This window comes from Roseinatronobacter sp. (assembly GCF_051859525.1).
Classification (GTDB): domain Bacteria; phylum Pseudomonadota; class Alphaproteobacteria; order Rhodobacterales; family Rhodobacteraceae; genus Roseinatronobacter.
On sequence record NZ_JBHYFM010000012.1, the window covers coordinates 27,894 to 48,566 of the forward strand.

Sequence of the window (20,673 nt, forward strand, 5' to 3'; positions counted from 1 at the left end):
GGGCAGGGGCGGGTTTGGGGGCGCATGTCGGATGCGCCGCCCCCCACGCGTGATGTCGGGAAGCAATGGTCGGGCCGAATGCCCTGCCCACAACGGATCAAGTGCTCACGCGGCACGTTGTGGATGTCGTCCAGATGGGGGGGATGCACCCGAAAGTCAAGACATTATGCCGCAAAGGCCACTTAATGCGGGTCGGGTTTGCGCGCGGCAAGGGCCAGAATACCGGCAAGCGCACACATGGAAATGGGAAACATGGTGAACACACCGAAGCCGAATGTCGCATACATGCCGATACCGGACGCCAGCAGCAAGACCCCGCCCGCGACATTCGACGACCGCGCCATCGCCCCGCCCGCTATGGCCAGAACGGGGGCAACAAGGCTCATGACGCGGATCAGGCCCATATTGGCAACCCCGCCGGTCACATCGGCAAGTTCAGGGTAGCGAATCAGCAAATCCGTATACCCGAAACTGAAAAAACCGATCAGCATGCCCCAAAGCCCGCCGATAAGCCCCAGCACCAAAGCTGCATTGCGCATGATCAGGCATCCTTCCAAAAAAATGGTCATTTGACCGTCATCCCTGTCACATATACGCAAAACTCTTGCGTTTTAACCCGCATATGGCAGGATCGGATCGGGATGACAGACTTTCTACGACCGCCTCTGTTTTCGCAGCCGGCACTAGAAGAGCTGGCTGAACGACCCGAAGGCAATACCGCCTTGGGGACAGACAATGCGGAGTGAACAGATGCCCACAGGCACAGTCAAATGGTTCAACACCACCAAAGGTTTCGGTTTCATCGCGCCCGATGGCGGCGGCAAGGATGTGTTCGTGCATATCTCGGCGGTGGAACGTGCGGGCCTCACCGGCTTGGCGGACAATCAAAAGATTGCATATGAACTGAGCGCGGGACGCGATGGCCGTGAATCAGCGGGTGATCTGAAACTGCTGTAACGGGATCACGCGCCCCTTTGAAAAGACTGGCAGCAGGTCCAGCGTTCAGACCCCAAGTCGGGACTGAACGTCCTGCTTCCAGCCAAGATAAACTGTATCGCCAGCCTCAATCACCGGACGCTTCATCAGTGTCGGGTGTGCCAGCAACAGTTCGGCGGGCGCGCGTGCGCGGTCTTCCTCGGACAAGGCGCGCCATGTCGTTGATGACTTGTTGACCAGCGCATCGCCAAACGCGCTCAGAAAGCGTGTGATCGTTGCGCTGTCCAGCGGGGTTTCGCGAATGTCATGGAAATGTGCGTCAGGCAGGGCCTTGCGCGCCTTGCGGCATGTGTCGCATGTTTTGATGCCATAGATTACTTGCGTCATGTCGTCCCCCTTTGATGGATGTTTGCCAGATATAGGTTCTGCGTCAGGCAAATGACAACATGTCAGGCTGATGCGGCGTCAAACATTGCACAGGTCCGGTCCAGAAAGGGTGTTCGGGTCTCCGGCCGCTCCATCAGGATTTCGTGCAGGGCACCGTCAAACATGTCCAGCCGTCCATCGGGCCAAATGGACATGCGCGCATGGATCGCCTCGCCCGCAATAATGCGTTCGCGCGTGCCCAATCCGCAATACGCAGGCAGGGCGGGCGAAGGCAGCTTTGCAAGGGCCGCCGTTTCGGCCATTGCCGCCAGCAACCAGCGCAACGATGGTGCCCCCAGTCGCAATTCCGGATGCGCCTGAACCTGCCCTTGCATCCAGTCATAAGTCGGCCGGTCACTTGTCAGGTCATTGTTATCAAAGGGGTTTTCCCAAAGCCGAAACTCGATTCCCGCGCCGGGGACTTCCTGCATGTCCAGTCTGGTCAGCCCCAGCGCAGGCCGCAGCGTTGTCATGGTGCGGCGCAATGCCCCTGTCAGGGGCAGGCCCCACATTGGTGCGCTGAACGCGGCGGCACGCACTGCAAACCCGTTGGTCAGCGCACGCAGGGCAATGCAGCCGCCCATTGAATGGGCCAGCGCAAAACGCGGGACGCCTGCGGCATGCGTGTCCAGCATATGGCCCAATACGGCGACATCGCGCTGGAAATCCGCGAAATCCGGAATGTCACCCAGCAATGGTCTTTTGCTCGACCTATCTGACAGACCTTGTCCGCGCCAGTCGATGACCGCCGCGCCATATCCGCGCGCGGCCAGATCGGCGATGACACGGCCATATTTTTCGATCACTTCTGTCCGGCCGGGGAAGATGACAACCAGTCCCTTGGGACCGGCAGGCCAGATGGCCAGTCGCAGCCGCACCCCGTCGCTGGCCTGCGCCCAGATCACCTGTTCGGGGGCGGGCGCGTCGGCGATATCTGCAAAATACGGGGCGCGGTGCATGGGTTAGCTAAGTGCCGATCCCAGTTTCATGGCCATGCCCATATTCCCTTCGATCTTCAGTTTGCCGGACATGAACGCCATGGTCGGGTTCACATCGCCTTCGATGATGCCCTGAAATGTCTCGGCACTGGCAATCATGGTCACATCTGTATCGCCATCCCCTTCGCGCACACCTGATTCGTCTACGATGATCGTGCCCTCGTCCTCGATCTGGAATTTCGCGCTGCCATCAAACCCGCTTCCAAGTTTTTCTGACAATGCTGCGATTGCGTGGGTCAGGATATCGCTCATGTTGTGCTCCGATTTGTGATCGATGGACAGTGGAATTACCGCCGCGATGCGTTACATTCGACACTATGACCAGTTGGCGCACCATTCTCAATCCTGTCGTTGCGGCATTTCTGCTGATGACACCTGCTGCAATGGCGGAGACACAGGGCAATGATGCCTCCGAATTGCTGGAACAGTTGCGCAAGCCGGACCTTGAAAACTGGCAACGTGTCGAACGCCAGTTGTTCCGCGAATGGTCGCGGTCAGGGTCCGCCAGCGCCGATTTGTTGCTGCAACGTGGTCGCGCTGCGCTTCAACGTGGTGACACCACGGCCGCGATTGACCATTTTTCAGCGCTGATTGACCATGCCCCCGATTTTGCCGAAGGCTGGAATGCGCGCGCAACAGCATGGTTCATGGCGCAAAACTATGGCCTTGCGTTGAACGACATCCGCGAAACCCTTGCCCGTAACCCGAACCATTTTGCGGCACTTATCGGCCTTGGGCGCATCATGGAAGACCTTGAACGCTATGATGACGCGCGGCAGGCATGGACCGCGGCAGCGGCTATACATCCCCATCGGCGTGACGTAAAAGCGGCGCTGGAACGGCTGGACCGGAAGCTACAGGGCACCTCTCTCTGAGGGGGGCAAACAAGGGGATTGCGAATGAATATTCGCGCGAATTCGCGCACGGTTGCCGTGCTTGGCCCCACGAATACCGGCAAGACCCATTATGCGATTGAACGGATGCTGGCGCACAGGACAGGCGTGATCGGCCTGCCGCTGCGGCTGCTTGCACGCGAGGTGTATGACCGCATACTTGCACTGCGCGGCCCTGATTGCGTGGCGCTGGTGACCGGAGAGGAGCGGATCGTTCCCGACCGCACCCAGTACTGGGTTTGCACCGTCGAGGCGATGCCGGTCGAGATTGGTGCCGATTTCGTTGCGGTCGATGAAATCCAGCTATGCGCAGACCCGGACCGCGGGCATGTGTTTACCGACCGTTTGCTGCATGCGCGTGGCCTGCATGAAACCCTGTTCATGGGGTCCGACACAATGCGGTCTGCCATTGCCGCGCTGGTGCCGGGGGTGCATTTCCAGCGCCGCGAACGGCTGTCGCAACTGGCTTACTCGGGGTCCAGGAAAATCAGCCGCATGCCGCCGCGCAGTGCCATTGTCGGTTTCAGTGTCGAAAACGTCTATGCGATTGCGGAACTGATTCGCCGCCAGAAAGGGGGCTGCGCGGTTGTCATGGGCGCATTGTCCCCGCGCACCCGTAACGCGCAGGTGGCGCTGTATCAGAATGGTGATGTCGATTTTCTGGTTGCGACCGATGCCATTGGCATGGGCTTGAATCTGGACATCAAGCATGTGGCGTTTTCGGCCACGCATAAATTCGATGGCCGCCGCATGCGCCCGCTGAACCCCGACGAGCTGGCGCAGATTGCGGGGCGCGCGGGGCGCTATCAGACAAATGGCAGTTTCGGTGTGACAGGCGAAGCGCGGCCGCTGCCCGATGAAGTGATTGCCGCGATCGAGAATCATGAATTCCTGCCTGTGCGCAAATTGCAGTGGCGTAACGGGCGGCTGGAATTCGGCACGGTTGCGCGGCTTATTGCATCGCTTGAACACCAGACACAGGATGACTGGCTGACACGCGCGCGCGACGCGGATGACCTGACGGCGCTGAAGACCCTTGTGGCGCAGCCGGACATATTGGACCGGCTGACCGGCCCGCGTGATGTGCGCCTGTTGTGGGATGTCTGCCGCATTCCGGATTTTCGCGGCATTTCGGGGGCGGAACATGCCGGCCTGTTGGACAGCGTGTTCGCGTTTTTGCAAGGCGCGGGTCGTATTGAAACAGACTGGCTGGCGCGGAACATCCAGCGCATTGACCGCGTTGACGGTGACATTGATGCGTTGTCTCGTCGACTGGCGTATATTCGCACATGGACATATATTGCGCAGCGCAAGGGCTGGGTTGATGACGAAAAGCATTGGCGCGGCGCGACGCGCGCTGTAGAAGACCGCTTGTCGGATGCATTGCATGACCGGCTGACACAGCGATTTGTTGACCGGCGCACCTCGGTGCTGATGCGGCGGTTGAAGCAGAAGGAGAGCCTTGTGGCTGACGTGAACGACAAGGGCGAAGTGACTGTTGAGGGCGAACTGATCGGGCGGCTGGAAGGTTTCCGGTTCCGGCAGGACAAGACCGACAGCGCGGATGAGGCAAAGACACTGCGTCAGGCGTCGATTTCCGCGCTTGTGCCGTTGTTCCACCTGCGGGCTGACAAATTCTACAACGCCCCCGATACGGAGTTCGATTTCACCGAACAGGGCGGGTTGATGTGGGGCGACACGGCTATCGGCAAGCTGGTCAAGGGTGACGATTCCATGCGCCCGCAGATCACGGCGTTTGTCGATGATGAGGCAGGCCATGACGTTGCCGAAAAGGTGCGCCGCCGCCTTCAGCATTTCATGGACCGCAAGATTGCTGCGCTGTTTGAACCGCTTTTGAACATGTCACGCGATGAAACCCTGTCGGGCCTTGCGCGCGGTGTCGCGTTTCAACTGGTCGAGGCGATGGGCGTGATCCCGCGTGAACAGATCGCGCAGGACATCAAGGCGCTGGATCAGGACGCGCGCGCAATGTTGCGCAAGCATGGCGTGCGGTTCGGGCAGTATACGGTGTTCCTGCCGCTGCTGTTGAAGCCTGCACCGACACGCCTGCGTCTGGTGCTGAAATCCCTTGCCGACGGGCTGGATGAATTCCCCGAAAGCCCGCCCGCCGGTCTGGTAACAATCCCGCATCTGCCCGAAATTCCCTCGGCGCATTACATCATGTCCGGGTATCGCCCGGCAGGCGCGCGCGCGATTCGCATCGACATGCTGGAACGGTTGGCAGATCTGCTGCGCGGCTGCGACAGTCGCGCAGGGTTCGAGGCAACGCCCGACATGCTGTCGATCACGGGCACCACGCTGGAACAATTCGCGGATATTATGCAGGGGCTGGGCTATGCCGCTGCAAAAGGTGAACGCGCCAAGGTGAAGGCCGAGGCGCCGCAGCCGCCCGCCGATGGCACCGCCGACGCCGCCCCGGCAGATGCGCAGGCAGACACGCCAGACGGGCATGAACACACGGACACCGCGCCGCCCGCTGACAGCAGTGCCCCCGCTGATGCCATCGGCGATGCGCCGCAGGCTGATGGGGCACCCTCAAGCCCGACAGACGCCGACAAACCCGATGAGCCGCAGGTTGAGTTGTTTTACACCTTTACCTGGGCACCGCGCCCGCGCCGCGATGCGCGCCCTGCACGCAAGCCGCAGCAGGATGCACGCGGGGACCAGCGCAAAGGGCAGGGGCAAAAGCCCAAAGGTGGCAAGCCAAAGGGTAAGAAACCCGAGAACAAGCCCCGCGATTACAGCGCCGGCCCGCGCAAGTCCGACCGCATTGACCCCGACAACCCCTTTGCAGCCGCACTTATGGGGCTGAAGACCAAAGGGTGATTACGGGTGTCTGATCCGGCGTCCCGCGAAACCATTCGTCTGGACAAATGGCTGTGGCATGCGCGTTTTGTTAAAACACGGTCGCTTGCCGCGAAACTTGTCTCCGGGTCGGGGGTGCGGATCAATTCCTTGCCGGTGTCCAAACCCGCCGCGCAGGTGGGCGCGGGCGATGTGCTGACCTTCGCATTGGGGGCGCGCGTCATGGTTGTGCGGGTGTTGGCATGCGGTATGCGACGTGGCCCTGCCCCAGAAGCGCAGGCGCTTTATGAAGATATGTCGCCCCCACCCCCGCCCAAGGATTTATCGCGCCCCGTGCCTGTTGCAGGCGGGCGGCCTGACAAACGTGACCGTCGCCGATTTGCCGCATCTGCCCCGGACCGGCTTGATTGATCGCATGTGCTGGATTATGTCCCCATCGACAGCTTGCAGGCCTGACCTGACAAGCATGGAATTCAGACAGAAGGACCGGATCTGATGACATATGTGGTGATCGACAACTGCATTGCGTGCAAATACACCGATTGCGTGGAAGTTTGCCCGGTCGATTGCTTCTATGAGGGTGAGAATATGTTGGTCATCCATCCGGATGAATGCATTGATTGTGGGGTTTGCGAACCGGAATGCCCCGCAGATGCAATTCGCCCCGATACTGAACCGGATATGGAAGACTGGGTTGAATTCAACCGCAAGTATTCGGAAATGTGGCCGGTTATCATTACCAAAAAAGACCCTTTGCCCGATGCCGAGGATCGAGATGGTGAAACCGACAAGCGGACGAAGTATTTTTCTGAAAACCCCGGTGAGGGCGGCTGACAGCGCGGTCGTGATCGCAGCCTGTTTACCTGATGTTGACGCGTTTCGGATCAAGCCACTTTGATTCGTGGCAATTTTGTGATATAGAATCATTTAAGATGAAACCGTCCCGATCCGGCAGGGCTGTCACCTGCCGTTTTTTTGTCCGCAAGTTGCAGATGCTTCAGGAAGAATTTTCCTGACGTGTTGTTTTTTGCGCGATGCACAGGGGCCTGAAGGGGAATGCTGAATGTCCAAAGCCAAAAAGTCCGAGTTTCGCCCGAATGAATATGTGGTCTATCCTGCCCATGGGGTCGGCCAGATCGTTTCGATTGAGGAACAGGAAATTGCCGGTCTGAAACTGGAACTTTTCGTCATTTCCTTCGAGAAGGAAAAGATGACGTTGCGCGTGCCGACGAACAAGGCTGCAACAGTTGGCATGCGCTCGCTGTCGTCGCCGGAAATCGTGGACAAGGCGCTTGCGACCCTGAAGGGCAAGGCGCGTGTGAAGCGTGCCATGTGGTCGCGCCGTGCGCAGGAATATGAACAGAAAATCAATTCCGGTGACCTGCTGGCCATTGCAGAAGTGGTGCGTGACCTGCACCGCAATGATGACCAGCGCGAGCAATCCTATTCTGAGCGGCAGTTGTATGAAGCCGCGCTTGAACGGCTGACCCGCGAAGTCGCCGCCGTTGCTGGCGGGGATGAGGCGATTGCACAAAAGCAGGTTAGCGACGTTCTGGTATCGCGCGCCGCATAACTGCCTGACACTGCCATGAAAGCGCCCGCATCTGCGGGCGTTTTTATTGCGCGGGCCACTCCTTCATAACCCAGTGCAGGGCTTGCCTAGCCCCCGCACACTGGATTATGAAACCCCGACAACCAGCATAATACCGGAGTTCACAGATGGCAGGCCATTCCAAATGGGCCAATATCCAGCATCGCAAGGGCCGTCAGGATGCGGTGCGTGCGAAACTTTTTTCCAAACTGTCCAAGGAAATTACCGTGGCCGCCAAGATGGGCGACCCGGACCCTGACAAGAACCCGCGCCTGCGTCTGGCTGTGAAAGAGGCCAAGGCCGTGTCCATGCCCAAGGACAATATCGAACGCGCGATCAAGAAGTCGCAAGGCGGCGATGCGGAAAACTATGACGAGATCCGCTATGAAGGCTATGGCCCGAACGGTGTTGCAATCATTGTCGAGGCGATGACCGACAACCGCAATCGCACTGCGTCGAACGTGCGGTCCACATTCTCCAAGAATGGCGGGAATCTGGGTGAAACCGGATCAGTCGCCTTCATGTTCGACCGCAAGGGCCAGATTGTATATCCGGCAAGTGTGGGGGATGCGGATACTGTCTTGCTGGCTGCAATTGATGCCGGTGCGGAAGATGTCGAAAGTGGCGAGGACGGGCATGTAATCTGGTGCGCCGATACCGACCTTGCGGCTGTATCCGCAGCGCTGGACGATGCGCTGGGCGAGTCGGAAAGCACCAAACTTGTCTGGAAGCCGCAAACCACAACCGAGCTGGACCTGGATGGCGCGCGGTCGCTGATGAAGCTGATTGACGCGCTGGAAGATGATGATGACGTCCAGAACGTGACCGCGAATTTCGAGATTTCGGACGAGGTGATGGCCGAATTGTAAGATTATTGCACGCCTGTCCCGGGTGGGGCGGGCGTGCGGATTGCGCGACTGGCTTGCTGGCGTAACTGTGCCTCGCGCAAGGTGATAAACAGCACCGACCCCATGATCACGCCGCCCCCAAGGATCACGAACAGGTCCACCGCCTCGCCGAAGGCCAGCGCCCCCAACAGCACAGCCCAGACAAGCTGCAGGAATGTGACCGGCTGTGTCACGGTTATAGGCGCTGCGGCGAATGCCAGTGTCATGGCGAAATGTCCGCCGGTCGCAAAGGCCGCGACCCAAAACAGCCAGAAGATCTGGGTCCATGTCGGCGGCACCCAGACAGCCCATGCAAACGGTGCCAGAAACACAGTGACCGTGATGGACAGCATGCCCACGACAACGGCGGCATTGACCTGCCCCGACATGCGTTTCGCCATCAGATAGGATATTGCAAACAGGATGGCCGTGCCGATCATGGCAACATGCCCGCTGGACACTTCGCGCAGGCCGGGCCGCAGGATGATCAGCGCCCCCACAAATGCAACCAGCACGGCCAATATGCGCCGCATGGCCAGTTTTTCACCCAGAAACAGCGCCGCGCCCAAGGTGACATATATGGGCGACAGGTAGTTCATGGCCGTCACTTCCGCCAGTGGAATGCGCGTCATGGCATAGAACCACAGGATCACGCCAAGGGCGTGCAGGAAACCGCGCAGTGTGAATGCGGTCATGTTCTGGCGTGTCATGGTCAGGGCGCGCAGGGAGGGCAGCATTGGCAGCAGAAAGATCAGCCCCAGCGCATAGCGCAGAAATGCCGATTGTGCGGCAGGCATGTCATCGCCCAGATATTTGACCAATGCGGTGACCGCGACAAAACAAACGCCGGTTACCAGCATCCAGAAAATGCCAAGCAGCGGGCGGGATGGGACAGGGGTATTTAGCATGTGCAATATCTTGCACGCTGCGCCGGTGCTGACAAGGAAAATGGGCGGGGTGCCGACCCGCGCCACGGCTTGCACAGCAGGTCAGGATTCTGCTTTGGTCAGTTGTCGCACAGCGTAATCCGCGGCATCATCAAAGGGCTTCAGAATAACGCTTGCCCCGCGTTGCAGCAGATCGTCGGCTTCTGCCATTTGCTGGACCGACAGAAATACCTTGCCGGTGTAGTTGGCGGATTTCAGGCCATGCAGCAACGCAAGTTGCGGGTCTGCCTCTGTCAGGCTGCCGCGTTCGCGCGGGACCGCCGAAACAACTGCCCGAACGGCACCAAGGTCCAGATGCGCGACAAATTCCGGGTCAGTTGCATCGCCGAAGGCTGCGGACAGGCCCATTTTGCGCCAGTTGGTCAAGGCTTCGGGGTCAAAATCAATGCCCAGAACCTTGAAACCCTGTTCGTGCAGGCGCTGGCCGATACGGCAGCCATAGCGCCCAAGGCCAAAAATCACGAAATCATAATTCCGGTCCAGGTCGCCGCCTTCGGTGTCCTCGGTTTCGCGGTGGGCATTGCGCCGCTCGAATATGCCCAGCCAGGGTTCACAAATCTCGAACAGTTTGTGCGACCATGTGATCATGTAGACGGATAGCGCTATGGTCACCAGCCCCACAAGGGTGACCAGCCCCATCGCATCTTGCCCGACATGGCCGATGGTGATCCCCATCGCCATGAAAATAAGCGAAAACTCGGATATTTGCGCCACAGTCAGACCGGCCAGAAACCCGGTGCGTTTACGGTAGCCCATATAGCCCATGATCGCCAGAACGATCAGCGGGTTGCCGATCAGCACAAACAGCGACAGCACGATGGCCGGTCCGATCTGGTCGCCCAGCGTAGACAGGTCCAGCGACGCGCCCAGATTGATAAAGAAAAACAGCAGCAGGAAATCACGCAGACTGGCAAGGCGGGAACTTATCGCTTCGCGGTATTGCGTCGACGCCAGCGAAACCCCCGCCAGCAAGCCGCCCAATTCCTTGCCGAAGCCCAGCATGTCACCTGCCGCTGCAAGGCTGGCCGCCCAGCCCACGGCAAAAATGACCATCAACTCCGGTGATCGGGAAATCAGGTTCAAAAGCGGCTCGGCAGCGTAGCGGATGAACAGCACCACAAATGCGACCATGCCCGCACCGCCCACGAAGACAAGCGCAATATCCGCGATCGAGCCCGCCTCGTCGCCCATGCCGACACCAAGGGCGGACAGCGTTACCATGGCAAGGACAACAAAAATATCCTGCACAATCAGGAACCCCAGGGCGATCTTGCCGTGCAACGCGCCGATTTCCTGCTTATCTGACAACAGCTTGACGATGATAATCGTGGATGAAAACGTCAGCGCGATTGCAATATACAGCGACGTCACCGGATCCAGCCCAAGGGCAAGGCAAATCAGGAACCCGAAAAACGCTGTAAACGTCACCTGCCCAAGCCCCGTGGCCACTGCAACCTTGCCCAGATTGCGCACAAGGCTAAGGTCCAGTTTCAGGCCAACCAGAAACAGCAGCACGGCAATGGAAATCTGGCTAAGGGTTTCGATAAAATCGGTGGATGACACCAGACCCAAGGCATCCGGCCCTGCCAGCACGCCAACTGCAATAAACGCCACGACCAATGGCTGCCGCGCCAGCAGGCCGAAAAAGCCCATGACAGCGGCAAGCAGCACAAGCATGGCTATTTCATAGAAGATCGAGGCAAAGCTGGTGTCCATGAAGGAAGTGTCCTGTGGGGCAAGGAATTTTATCAGGGCAAGGATGCGTTCGAGCGCATAATGGAAAAAAGGGAAAAGAAAGCGTAGCGGCTTCCGGTTGAAGGTTCAACAGGTCATGGGGGCAAGTGCTGCCAGCACAATAGTTGCCACATTGCGCCCCAATTGGCCGGTGACCGGTGATCCCCAAGGCTTGTGCTGCCTGACGGCTTCGCGGTAGCGTGCCGGACGTATATTTTTGTATGGCAAGAAGAGGATAGGGCATGCATGAGCACGCAGGTATCGACTGGGATGATGCATTTGCAAACCGTCCCTATATTCCGCGTGGTGACGGGTATCCGGATGCGTGGGCCAGTGCGGCGCAACTGTTTCGTGACACTGCGCAGGGTGCCCGCCTGAATATTCCTTACGGCCCCCACCCGCGAGAGGTGTTTGACCTGTTCCTGCCGGTGCATACCCCGCCCAAAGGGTTGGTTGTCTTCGTGCATGGCGGCTACTGGATGGCGTTTGACAGGACATGGTGGTCCCACCTTGCGCAAGGGCCGCTGGCGCATGGTTGGGCCGTGGCGGTGGTGCAATATACGCTTGCACCCGACGCCCGCCTTGACCAGATGACAGACCAGATCGGCCGCGCCATTTCAGCGGCTGCGCAACATGCCTCGGGTCCGGTCATGCTGGCAGGGCATTCCGCAGGCGGCCATCTGGTGACGCGCATGATATGCGAAGGCTCGCCCCTGCCGCCCGCGTTGCGCACGCGCCTGCATCACGTTGTATCGATTTCCGGCCTGCATGATCTGCGGCCGCTGCGCCTGACGGCCATGAATGCCACATTGGGCATAACGGAACAGATTGCGCACAGCGAAAGCGCGGCGCTGCTGCGCCCGTTGGGGGATGTCGCGGTCACCGCTTGGGTCGGCGGGCATGAACGGCCGGAATTCTTGCGCCAATCCGCACTTTTGCGCGAAGCATGGGCGCAATGTGGAACGCCCGTACGTCTGGTCGTGGCCGAGGGGGCGCACCATTTCAATGTTATTGACGGGCTTGAAACTGCGGACAGCATGCTGACCCGCGCCCTGCTGCAACTGCCCGATGAATAATGGCGGGGCAGGTGAAATTGTATCAATACGGCCGTGGAACTTTACTTTCCCGAAACCTTGCGCAAGATTGTCGTCAAAGAACACAAAATCAGGGAGATGGGGACAGATGAAGGGAATTCAACGCGCGGCGCTTGCCGCAACGCTGGCGCTGGGGGCTGCGTCGGTCGCGCAGGCGGACACGGTCAGTGTCGGCATGATCACGACGCTTTCGGGCGGTGGCGCGGGTTTGGGTGTCGATGTGCGCGACGGGTTCCAACTGGCGCTGGACATGGCCGGTGACCATAATATCCGGCTGGTGATTGAAGATGATGCGCAGCGCCCCGAACTGGCTGTGCAGATCGCCGAACGCATGATCCAGTCAGAACGTGTGGACATCCTGACCGGCATCATCTGGTCGAACCTTGCGATGGCCGTGGTGCCGTCTGCTGTGGCGCAGGATATCCTTTATCTGTCGCCGAATGCCGGCCCGTCCGCACTGGCGGGCGCGAATTGTCACCCCAATTACTTTAATGTCGCGTGGCAAAACGACATGCTGCACGAAGGGGCCGGGGCCTATGCCAATGAGCTGGGTTATGAAAACACATTCATCATGGCCCCGAATTATCCCGCAGGCACGGATGCGCTGAACGGGTTCAAGCGCTACTATGACGGGGAACTGGCGGGTGAACTGTTCACGCAAGTGGGCCAGACGGATTATGCCGCGGAAATAGCACAGATCAGGGCCTCTGGTGCGGATTCGATTTTCATTTTCCTGCCCGGTGGCATGGGCATCAGTTTCATGCGTCAATACGAACAATCCGGCCTTGACCTGCCGATTGTTTCGGCAGCGTTTACATTCAGTCAGGACATGTTGCCCGCTGTCGGCGCCGCCGCGCTGGGCGTGTTCAATGCAAGCCAGTGGTCACCCGATCTGGACAACGACGCCAATCAGGAATTTGTCGCGGCCTTTCGTGCGGAATTCGGGCGGATTCCGTCGCTTTACGCCAGTCAGGGGTTTGATACGGCCAACCTGATCCTGTCTGCGGCCGCCAAGGCGGATGTCAGCGATCGTGCTGCCTTCCGCCAAGCCCTGCTGGAGGCGGAGTTCGACTCCGTGCGCGGTAAGTTTGCATGGGGACCGAACCAGCATCCGATCCAGCGCGTCTATATCCGCGAAGTCATCGAGGTTGATGGCGAGATCACCAACCGCATCATTGGCACCGCCTTTGAAGCGCATTCTGACGTGCACGGTGAAAACTGCGCTATGTAACGGCTGCAACAGGACCCCGATGCCGGTCGGGGCCCTTTGCCCACTTGCAAAAGGCTTTCCATGACACTCGCGCTGATGCTCGAGCAACTGCTCAACGGTGTGCAATTCGGGCTGATGCTGTTTCTTATGTCAGCTGGCCTGACACTGGTATTCGGGGTCATGGGGCTGATCAATCTGGCGCATGGGTCTTTGTATATGATCGGTGCGTTCCTGTGCGCAGCGGTTGCCGGTGCGACGGGCAATTTCTGGCTGGGATTGGGGGCCGGTATTGCGGCGGCGGCTGCCGCAGGCGCATTGATCGAGATGGTTGTAATCCGCAGGCTGTATGACCGCGACCATCTGGATCAGGTTCTGGCCACATTCGCATTGATACTGATCCTGTCCGAAGGGGTGCGCATGGTGTTCGGCCCCTTCCCCTTATATCTGAACGTGCCGGATGCGCTGCGCGGCACGGTCAGTCTGGGGGTTGTTGATTATTCGCTCTATCGTCTGGCGCTGATTGGCTTCGGGTTGGCCGTGGCGATCGGCCTGTGGGCGCTGATTGCGAAAACCCGACTGGGCATTCGTATTCGCGCCGGTGAATCGGACCGCGAAATGATTGCTGCGCTGGGGGTCAATATCCGCGTGCTGTATACTGTGGTTTTCGCGCTTGGGGCCGCGCTGGCTGGGCTGGCGGGTGCGCTTGTGGGGGCTATCCAGTCGGTGCAGGTGGGGATGGGGGAACCTGTGTTGATCCTTGCCTTCGTCGTGATTGTGATCGGCGGGATCGGGTCCATCAAGGGGGCGATGGTCGGTGCGCTGCTGGTGGGGGTGATTGACACGATGGGGCGCTTCCTGCTGCCGCGCGTCTTTGCCCTGTTTATGGACACATCGCAGGCCATGGGGGTGGGGGCTGCGCTGGCGTCGATGCTGATTTACCTGTTGATGGCGCTGATCCTGATTTTCCGGCCCAAAGGACTGTTCCCCGCACATGGATGACACGCACAAGGAATGGGTATTGAACGCCTTGCTGGCGCTGGCGCTGTTTGCCGTGCCGCTTTGGGCATGGGTGGCGGGTGAGCCGTTCATCATTACCCTTGCCACGCGCGTGGCCATTCTGGCGATTGCCGCCGTTGGGCTGAATATTGCGCTGGGGCTGGGGGGCATGGTGTCGTTTGGCCATGCGCTGTATTTGGGCATTGGCGGCTATGTCGCGGGAATTGCAGCACATCATGCGTTCAATGGCACGCCCGTTCTGGGGCTGTCCGGCACCAACCAGATGCTGCCGATCTGGGCGCTGGCCATGCTGCTGTCGGGGGCGGTCGCGGGCGTTGTGGGGGCGTTGTCGCTGCGCACATCGGGCATTTTCTTCATTATGATTACGCTGGCCTTCGCGCAGATGGGTTTTTTCTTTGCGCTGTCATGGCCCGCATATGGCGGCGAGGATGGCCTGCCGATTTTCATGCGCAACCAGTTCCCGGGGCTGAACACCAACCGGCCATGGGACTTATTCATCATCGCCTATGGCGTGTTGATGCTGGCGCTGCTGGTCTTTGCCCTGCTGCGCGAGGCGCGGTTTGGTGCGGCGCTTATGGCCATCCGGCAAAACCCTGACCGCGCCGCCGCAATCGGAATTTCGCCCTTCGGTATCAAGCTGACCGCGTTTGTGCTGTCGGGCATGTTGACCGGACTTGCGGGCGCTATGATGGCAGATTTGACGCGTTTCGTCAGTCCGGCGATGATGGCATGGACGATGTCGGGCGAATTGATCGTTATCATCATTCTGGGCGGGGTTGGCCGGCTGTTCGGCCCTGTTGCGGGCGCGGCCATTCTGGTCGGGTTCGAGGTATTTTTCGGCGGCCTGACCGAGCATTGGAAGCTGTGGTTGGGTCTGGTTCTGCTGGCAGTTGTGCTGTTTGCGCGTGGCGGGCTGATCGGGCTGATAGCAGGGCGGGCGCGGCATGGATAATCCGGTTCTGGGCCTGCGCGGCCTGTGCCGCAGCTTTGGCGCGCTGAAGGCCACCGACGATGTATCATTGACACTGAAGCGGGGCGAGATTCATGCGCTGATTGGTCCCAATGGTGCGGGCAAATCCACGCTTATGGGGCTTATCGCGGGCCAGATTGCGCCTGATGCGGGCAGTGTATGGCTGGCCGGTCAGGATATCACGCGCCTGTCCATGGCCAGACGTGCCCGTCTGGGGCTGGCACGCAGTTTTCAGGTGTCGTCCCTGATCGCGGAGTATTCGGCGCGGCGCAATGTTATGCTGGCCCTTCAGGCGAGAGAGGGGCACAGCTACCGGTTCATCCGTCCGGTTGCGTTTGATCGTGGTTTGCGGAGGGCCGCGCATGATATTCTGGCGCGCGTGGGGCTGGATGCGCGTGCCTCGGTCGAGGCGGCATTCCTAAGCCATGGTGAACGACGGTTGCTGGAAATCGCGGTCGCACTTGCGCTGAAGCCGCAATGTTTCTTGCTGGATGAACCGATGGCAGGGCTGGGGCTGGAGGGTACCGCGCGGTTGATCACCTTTTTGCAAGACCTGAAGCAGCAGGCGCCGATCTTGCTGGTGGAACATGACATGGATGCGGTGTTCAAGCTGGCAGACCGCATTTCGGTGCTTGTCTATGGCCGTATCATCGCCACCGGCCCTGTTGACGAAATCCGCGCGAACCCTGCCGTGCGCGCCGCCTATCTGGGGGAGGAGGCAGAGCTGTGAGCGCGCTTTTGCAACTGGACGGGCTGAATGTATTCTACGGCGCATCGCAAGCGCTGGACGCGGTGTCGTTGCAGGTGGATGAAGGGCAGGCGGTTGCGCTGATGGGGCGCAATGGCATGGGCAAAACAACCACCATTTCCGCCGCCTGCCGTCTGCTGCCCTTGCGCAAGGGGCGGGTTGTTTTTGCGGGCCAGGATATCAGTGCATGGCCATCCTTTCGCGCTGCACGTCTGGGCATTGGGCTGGTGCCCGAAGGGCGGCGGTGCTTTCCGAACCTGACGGTGCACGAAAACCTGATTGCGGCTGCGCGCAGCGGATACTGGACCTTAGAGCGTGTCCAGCAAATGTTCCCGCGCCTTCAGGAACGCAGGGATCAATATGCGATCAGTCTGTCGGGGGGGGAACAGCAAATGCTGGCGATCGGGCGCGCATTAATGACAAACCCGCGTTTGTTGATCCTTGACGAGGCGACCGAAGGGCTGGCCCCCGTTATCCGCCGTGAAATATGGGCGGCAATCACGCGGCTGCGCACCGAAGGGCTGTCCATCCTGCTGGTTGACAAAACCTTGTCGGAAATTCTGCCATTTGCGGATAGCTGCGTTATTCTTGACCGTGGCCGCGTCGTCTGGCAAGGGCATCCCGAAGGGTTGGATGCAGACATCCAGCAAGCCTATCTGGGGGTGTGAGCCGGCAGGGCGTGCCCCGTTGATTATATATGTAGCATTGAAGCAGTTTCGACAGATGTAGCATAGTTTGCACTTGCCTCGTCCCGGACTTGCCGCTTTGCTTTGACTACGGAAAATGCGGGAACACGCATTCCGCCAACACGGGAAGGAGAGACTGGCAATGCGCGTGCCTTTGCTGCAGCTTGAGGGGCTAACCAAGGCTTATCCGGGCGTTGTTGCCAATGATGATGTTTCCTTCGATATTGGCGAAGGGCAGATGCACGCGCTTCTGGGCGAAAACGGTGCGGGTAAATCCACCCTTGTCAAAATGATCTATGGCCTTGTCAAACCTGACAAAGGGCAAATGACCTTGCGCGGGCAGCCCTTCGCGCCCGCACAGCCATCGCAGGCGCGGCGCAATGGCGTCGCCATGGTTTTTCAGCATTTCAGCCTGTTTGACGCGCTGGACGTGGCCGAAAACGTGGCGTTGGGCATGGAAAACCCGCCCCCCCTGCGTGATCTGGCACGGCGCATCCGTGATGTGTCGGAAGAATACGGCCTGCCGCTTGACCCTGCACGCTGGGTGGGCGAGTTGTCGGCAGGCGAGCGGCAGCGCGTTGAGATCGTGCGTTGCCTGTTGCAAGATCCCAAGCTGCTGATCATGGATGAGCCGACATCGGTTCTGACCCCGCAGGAAGTGGATATCCTGTTTCTGACATTGCGCAAACTTGCTGCCGAAGGGACGGCGATTCTGTATATCTCGCACAAGCTGGAGGAAATTCGGGCACTGTGTGACGAAGCAACGATTTTGCGCGGCGGGCGCAAGGTCGCCACCTGTGACCCGCGCGAGAGAACGGCGCGCGAGTTGGCAGAACTTATGGTCGGGCAACTGCTGACCCCGCCCGAACGCCCCGCCAAGCCCAAGGGCGATATTGTGCTGGAAGTGGACAACCTGTCGCTTGCGTCCAACAATCCATTTGGCACATCCTTGAAGAATATCACCTTCAGCCTGCGCAAGGGCGAGGTGCTGGGAATTGCAGGTGTGGCGGGCAATGGTCAGGATGAACTGCTGTTGATGCTGTCGGGCGAACTGCCCGCCCCGTCCGCGCAGGTGAAGCTGAAGGGCCAGCCTGTCGGGCATCTGGGGCCGAACGGGCGGCGCGCGCGCGGGCTTGTTGCCGCGCCTGAAGAACGCCTTGGACATGCTGCCGCGCCGGATATGAGTTTGACGGAAAACGCGCTGCTGTCGGCAGCACGTCGCAAGGGGCTTGCCTGGCAGGGGTTCATTGACTGGCGCAAATCCGATGCTTTCGCGCGTGACATCATCGCGCGTTTTGATGTGCGCACGCCGGGGCCGCATGTTCTGGCGCGGGCCTTGTCGGGCGGGAACTTGCAGAAATTCGTCATTGGCCGCGAAATTGAACTGGACCCCGATGTGATCATCGTGAACCAGCCGACATGGGGCGTGGATGCGGCGGCGGCGTCCACCATCCGGCAGGCGCTTCTGGATCTGGCGGGCAAGGGGGCAGGGGTGCTGGTCATCAGTCAGGATCTGGATGAACTGCTGGAAATTTCCGACAGGTTTGCGGCCCTGAATGAAGGGCGCCTGTCCGAGACGCGCCCCGCCAAAGGGCTGAGTGTTGAAGATATCGGGCTGATGATGGGGGGCGCAGGCGATATGCATGTCGCACATGAGGCAAGCGCATGATCCGGCTGGAAAAACGCAAAGAACCGTCGAAATTCTGGCGCATTGCCAACCCGTTTCTGGCCGTCGCGCTTACGATGGTCGCGGGGGCGGTCATGTTTGCGATGCTGGGCAAGGATCCGTTGGTCGCCATCCGCCTGATTTTCTTCGACCCGATCTTCTCGGAGACATTCGGCAGCTATTCGCGCCCGCAACTGCTTATAAAATCCGCGCCCCTGATCCTGATTGCTGTGGGGCTGGCCATAGGCTTCAAGGCGAATATCTGGAATATTGGCGCAGAAGGGCAGTATATCATGGGCGCGCTGTTCGGGGCAGGTGTCGCGCTGGCCTTCTTTCCTGCGCCGGGGTGGTATATTTTCCCGCTGATGGTGCTTGCGGGCGCGTTTGGCGGGTTTTTATGGGCGATGATACCGGCCATTCTGAAAACGCGGTTCAACACCAACGAAATTCTTGTATCGCTGCTGCTGGTCTATGTCGCCGAGAAGATTCTGGCGGCCATGGCGCTGGGCCTGATGCGCAATCCCGATATTGCAGGTTTTCCCGGCTCGCGCGATTTGCGCCGCTATGATGCCGCGCATAACGCCGAACTGTTTGCCAATACCGGCGTTCATTGGGGGGTGGTCGCGGCGTTGATTGCGGTCATCTTTGCCTATGTGATGATGACGCGGCATATGCTGGGTTTTCATGTCAAGCTGGCCGGTCAGGCCCCAAGGGCCGCGCGGTTTGCCGGTGTGGCCCCTGCGCGTCTGGTCATTGTGTGTCTGGGCATTTCAGGGGCGCTTGCAGGGCTTGCCGGTATGTTCGAAGTCTCTGGTCCCGGTGGGCAGGTGCGCATTGAATTTGCCACCGGATACGGGTTTACCGCGATCATCGTGGCCTTTCTTGGGCGGTTGAACCCGCTGGGCATTGTGCTGGCTGGGTTGCTGCTGGGCCTGACCTATATCGGGGGCGAGTTGGGCCAGATGATGCTGCAACTGCCCGGCGCGGCGATTCAGGTTTTTCAGGGGATGTTGTTGTTTTTCCTGCTGGCGCTGGATTTCCAGACGAATTACCGGCTACGGCTGACGCGGGGGGCGCGGGCATGATATTGGGATCAATCAATCCGGCCGTTTTGCTGGCTGCCCTGATGGTGGCCGCGACGCCTATTCTGCTGGCAGCCATCGGCGAATTGGTGGTCGAGAAGGCGGGCGTCCTGAATCTGGGCGTCGAAGGGATGATGATCATCGGGGCTGTGACGGGGTTCATCGTGGCGGTGAACTCGGGCAGCCCGCTTCTGGGGTTCATCGGCGCTGCATTGGGCGGGATGGCCCTGTCGCTGGTCTTTGCGTTGCTGACACAGGCGCTGATGACCAATCAGGTGGCCTCGGGGCTTGCGCTGACATTGTTCGGATTGGGGTTGTCTGCGCTGATCGGGCAAAAGTATGTGGGCATCACCCCGCCACGCACCCCGAAACTGGATCTGGGGGTGCTGTCGGATATTCCGTTTGTGGGGCGCGCCGTGTTTACACATGACATCGTGGTTTACCTGACCATTGCGCTGGTCGCTGCGGTCTGGTGGTTCCTGAAATACAGCCGTGCGGGTATGATCTTGCGGGCGGTGGGGGAAAACCATGACGCGGCGCATGCGTTGGGGTATCATGTCAAGCGCGTGCGGGTGCTGGCCATCATGTTCGGGGGCGCTTGTGCGGGGCTGGGGGGCGCGTATCTGTCGCTGATCCGCGTGCCGCAATGGACCGAAGGCATGACCGTGGGCGCGGGCTGGATTGCACTGGCGCTGGTTGTGTTCGCAAGCTGGCGGCCATGGCGGGCCATGGCGGGGGCGTATCTTTTTGGCGGTGTGGTCGTGCTACAGTTGAATTTGCAGGCAGCCGGTGTGCGAATCCCCGTGGAGTACTTGTCAATGTCGCCCTACCTGATAACCATCGCTGTGCTGGTCATCATTTCCTCCGGCAAGGCACGCGGGAGCCTGAATGCCCCCGGATCGCTGAACCGGCCTTTCCACGCCTCTAACTGAGGTTATAACTTTGCTGCCAACAGGGAGATC

At 59.6% G+C, this 20,673-nt stretch carries 22 protein-coding genes; 16 read left to right on the forward strand and 6 right to left on the reverse strand.

The genetic code is table 11. The features are described 5' to 3' along the window. Nucleotides 1–182: 182 nt before the first annotated feature. Nucleotides 183–539, reverse strand: coding sequence for a hypothetical protein (locus tag ACTIE1_RS10695; protein WP_439561549.1), 357 nt, complete (start codon nucleotides 537–539; stop codon nucleotides 183–185). Nucleotides 540–750: 211 nt separating this feature from the next. Between ACTIE1_RS10695 and ACTIE1_RS10700 the strand changes: the two genes are divergently transcribed. Next, entirely contained in the window at nucleotides 751–957 is a 207-nt protein-coding gene (locus tag ACTIE1_RS10700; RefSeq protein WP_439561241.1) for a cold-shock protein, read from the forward strand. A 45-nt stretch (nucleotides 958–1,002) separates the two neighbouring features. Here ACTIE1_RS10700 and ACTIE1_RS10705 read toward each other — a convergent pair whose 3' ends face one another. The 3 genes from ACTIE1_RS10705 to ACTIE1_RS10715 all read right to left on the reverse strand — a co-directional run bounded on the left by ACTIE1_RS10705 (nucleotide 1,003) and on the right by ACTIE1_RS10715 (nucleotide 2,612). Then, complete coding sequence (locus ACTIE1_RS10705; protein ID WP_439561240.1) at nucleotides 1,003–1,323, reverse strand: ArsC/Spx/MgsR family protein; 321 nt, start codon at nucleotides 1,321–1,323, stop codon at nucleotides 1,003–1,005. Nucleotides 1,324–1,385: 62 nt separating this feature from the next. Beyond that, nucleotides 1,386–2,321 carry an alpha/beta fold hydrolase gene (locus tag ACTIE1_RS10710; RefSeq protein ID WP_439561239.1) on the reverse strand — a complete coding sequence of 312 codons (936 nt, stop codon included), beginning with the start codon at nucleotides 2,319–2,321 and terminating at the stop codon, nucleotides 1,386–1,388. 3 nt (nucleotides 2,322–2,324) lie between these two features. Next, entirely contained in the window at nucleotides 2,325–2,612 is a 288-nt protein-coding gene (locus ACTIE1_RS10715; RefSeq protein WP_439561238.1) for an SCP2 sterol-binding domain-containing protein, read from the reverse strand. A gap of 65 nt (nucleotides 2,613–2,677) precedes the next feature. Between ACTIE1_RS10715 and ACTIE1_RS10720 the strand changes: the two genes are divergently transcribed. The 6 genes from ACTIE1_RS10720 (at nucleotide 2,678) to ACTIE1_RS10745 (ending at nucleotide 8,539) form a co-directional block, all read left to right on the forward strand. After that, complete coding sequence (locus tag ACTIE1_RS10720) at nucleotides 2,678–3,235, forward strand: tetratricopeptide repeat protein (protein ID WP_439563374.1); 558 nt, start codon at nucleotides 2,678–2,680, stop codon at nucleotides 3,233–3,235. A gap of 24 nt (nucleotides 3,236–3,259) precedes the next feature. Then, nucleotides 3,260–6,100 (forward strand): helicase-related protein, encoded by a 2,841-nt coding sequence (locus ACTIE1_RS10725; protein WP_439561236.1) that lies wholly within the window; start codon nucleotides 3,260–3,262, stop codon nucleotides 6,098–6,100. Between the two features lie 6 nt (nucleotides 6,101–6,106). Then, nucleotides 6,107–6,490 (forward strand): RNA-binding S4 domain-containing protein, encoded by a 384-nt coding sequence (locus tag ACTIE1_RS10730; protein WP_439561235.1) that lies wholly within the window; start codon nucleotides 6,107–6,109, stop codon nucleotides 6,488–6,490. An 84-nt stretch (nucleotides 6,491–6,574) separates the two neighbouring features. After that, a complete protein-coding gene (fdxA, locus tag ACTIE1_RS10735; RefSeq protein WP_439561234.1) occupies nucleotides 6,575–6,913 on the forward strand; it encodes a ferredoxin FdxA in 339 nt (112 codons plus the stop codon). 229 nt (nucleotides 6,914–7,142) lie between these two features. Then, nucleotides 7,143–7,652 carry a CarD family transcriptional regulator gene (locus tag ACTIE1_RS10740; RefSeq protein ID WP_277805847.1) on the forward strand — a complete coding sequence of 170 codons (510 nt, stop codon included), beginning with the start codon at nucleotides 7,143–7,145 and terminating at the stop codon, nucleotides 7,650–7,652. 146 nt (nucleotides 7,653–7,798) lie between these two features. Then, nucleotides 7,799–8,539, forward strand: a complete 741-nt coding sequence (locus tag ACTIE1_RS10745; protein WP_439561233.1) for a YebC/PmpR family DNA-binding transcriptional regulator — start codon at nucleotides 7,799–7,801, stop codon at nucleotides 8,537–8,539. 2 nt (nucleotides 8,540–8,541) lie between these two features. Here ACTIE1_RS10745 and ACTIE1_RS10750 read toward each other — a convergent pair whose 3' ends face one another. Both ACTIE1_RS10750 and ACTIE1_RS10755 read right to left on the reverse strand, forming a co-directional pair. Then, a complete protein-coding gene (locus tag ACTIE1_RS10750; protein WP_439561232.1) occupies nucleotides 8,542–9,465 on the reverse strand; it encodes a DMT family transporter in 924 nt (307 codons plus the stop codon). 81 nt (nucleotides 9,466–9,546) lie between these two features. After that, entirely contained in the window at nucleotides 9,547–11,220 is a 1,674-nt protein-coding gene (locus tag ACTIE1_RS10755; protein ID WP_439561231.1) for a cation:proton antiporter, read from the reverse strand. A gap of 260 nt (nucleotides 11,221–11,480) precedes the next feature. On the opposite strand from ACTIE1_RS10755, the gene ACTIE1_RS10760 reads away from it, so the two are divergent. The 9 genes from ACTIE1_RS10760 to ACTIE1_RS10800 all read left to right on the forward strand — a co-directional run bounded on the left by ACTIE1_RS10760 (nucleotide 11,481) and on the right by ACTIE1_RS10800 (nucleotide 20,643). Beyond that, nucleotides 11,481–12,314 carry an alpha/beta hydrolase gene (locus ACTIE1_RS10760; protein ID WP_439561230.1) on the forward strand — a complete coding sequence of 278 codons (834 nt, stop codon included), beginning with the start codon at nucleotides 11,481–11,483 and terminating at the stop codon, nucleotides 12,312–12,314. A gap of 106 nt (nucleotides 12,315–12,420) precedes the next feature. Further along, entirely contained in the window at nucleotides 12,421–13,563 is a 1,143-nt protein-coding gene (locus ACTIE1_RS10765) for an ABC transporter substrate-binding protein (RefSeq protein WP_439561229.1), read from the forward strand. Between the two features lie 60 nt (nucleotides 13,564–13,623). Continuing rightward, nucleotides 13,624–14,541, forward strand: a complete 918-nt coding sequence (locus tag ACTIE1_RS10770; RefSeq protein WP_439561228.1) for a branched-chain amino acid ABC transporter permease — start codon at nucleotides 13,624–13,626, stop codon at nucleotides 14,539–14,541. Continuing rightward, on the forward strand, nucleotides 14,534–15,511 hold the full coding sequence (locus ACTIE1_RS10775) for a branched-chain amino acid ABC transporter permease (RefSeq protein ID WP_439561227.1): 978 nt from the start codon (nucleotides 14,534–14,536) through the stop codon (nucleotides 15,509–15,511). Before ACTIE1_RS10770 ends, ACTIE1_RS10775 begins: the two co-directional genes overlap by 8 nt. Continuing rightward, complete coding sequence (locus ACTIE1_RS10780; RefSeq protein WP_439561226.1) at nucleotides 15,504–16,259, forward strand: ABC transporter ATP-binding protein; 756 nt, start codon at nucleotides 15,504–15,506, stop codon at nucleotides 16,257–16,259. The genes ACTIE1_RS10775 and ACTIE1_RS10780 overlap by 8 nt, the downstream gene beginning before the upstream one ends. Beyond that, nucleotides 16,256–16,945, forward strand: coding sequence for an ABC transporter ATP-binding protein (locus tag ACTIE1_RS10785; RefSeq protein ID WP_439561225.1), 690 nt, complete (start codon nucleotides 16,256–16,258; stop codon nucleotides 16,943–16,945). Before ACTIE1_RS10780 ends, ACTIE1_RS10785 begins: the two co-directional genes overlap by 4 nt. Nucleotides 16,946–17,105: 160 nt before the next feature. After that, nucleotides 17,106–18,632, forward strand: a complete 1,527-nt coding sequence (locus tag ACTIE1_RS10790) for an ABC transporter ATP-binding protein (RefSeq protein WP_439561224.1) — start codon at nucleotides 17,106–17,108, stop codon at nucleotides 18,630–18,632. Next, the gene (locus tag ACTIE1_RS10795; protein ID WP_439561223.1) at nucleotides 18,629–19,714 is read left to right on the forward strand and encodes an ABC transporter permease; all 1,086 of its coding nucleotides are present in this window, start codon (nucleotides 18,629–18,631) and stop codon (nucleotides 19,712–19,714) included. Before ACTIE1_RS10790 ends, ACTIE1_RS10795 begins: the two co-directional genes overlap by 4 nt. Then, a complete protein-coding gene (locus tag ACTIE1_RS10800) occupies nucleotides 19,711–20,643 on the forward strand; it encodes an ABC transporter permease (protein ID WP_439561222.1) in 933 nt (310 codons plus the stop codon). Before ACTIE1_RS10795 ends, ACTIE1_RS10800 begins: the two co-directional genes overlap by 4 nt. The last annotated feature ends 30 nt before the right edge of the window (nucleotides 20,644–20,673 follow it).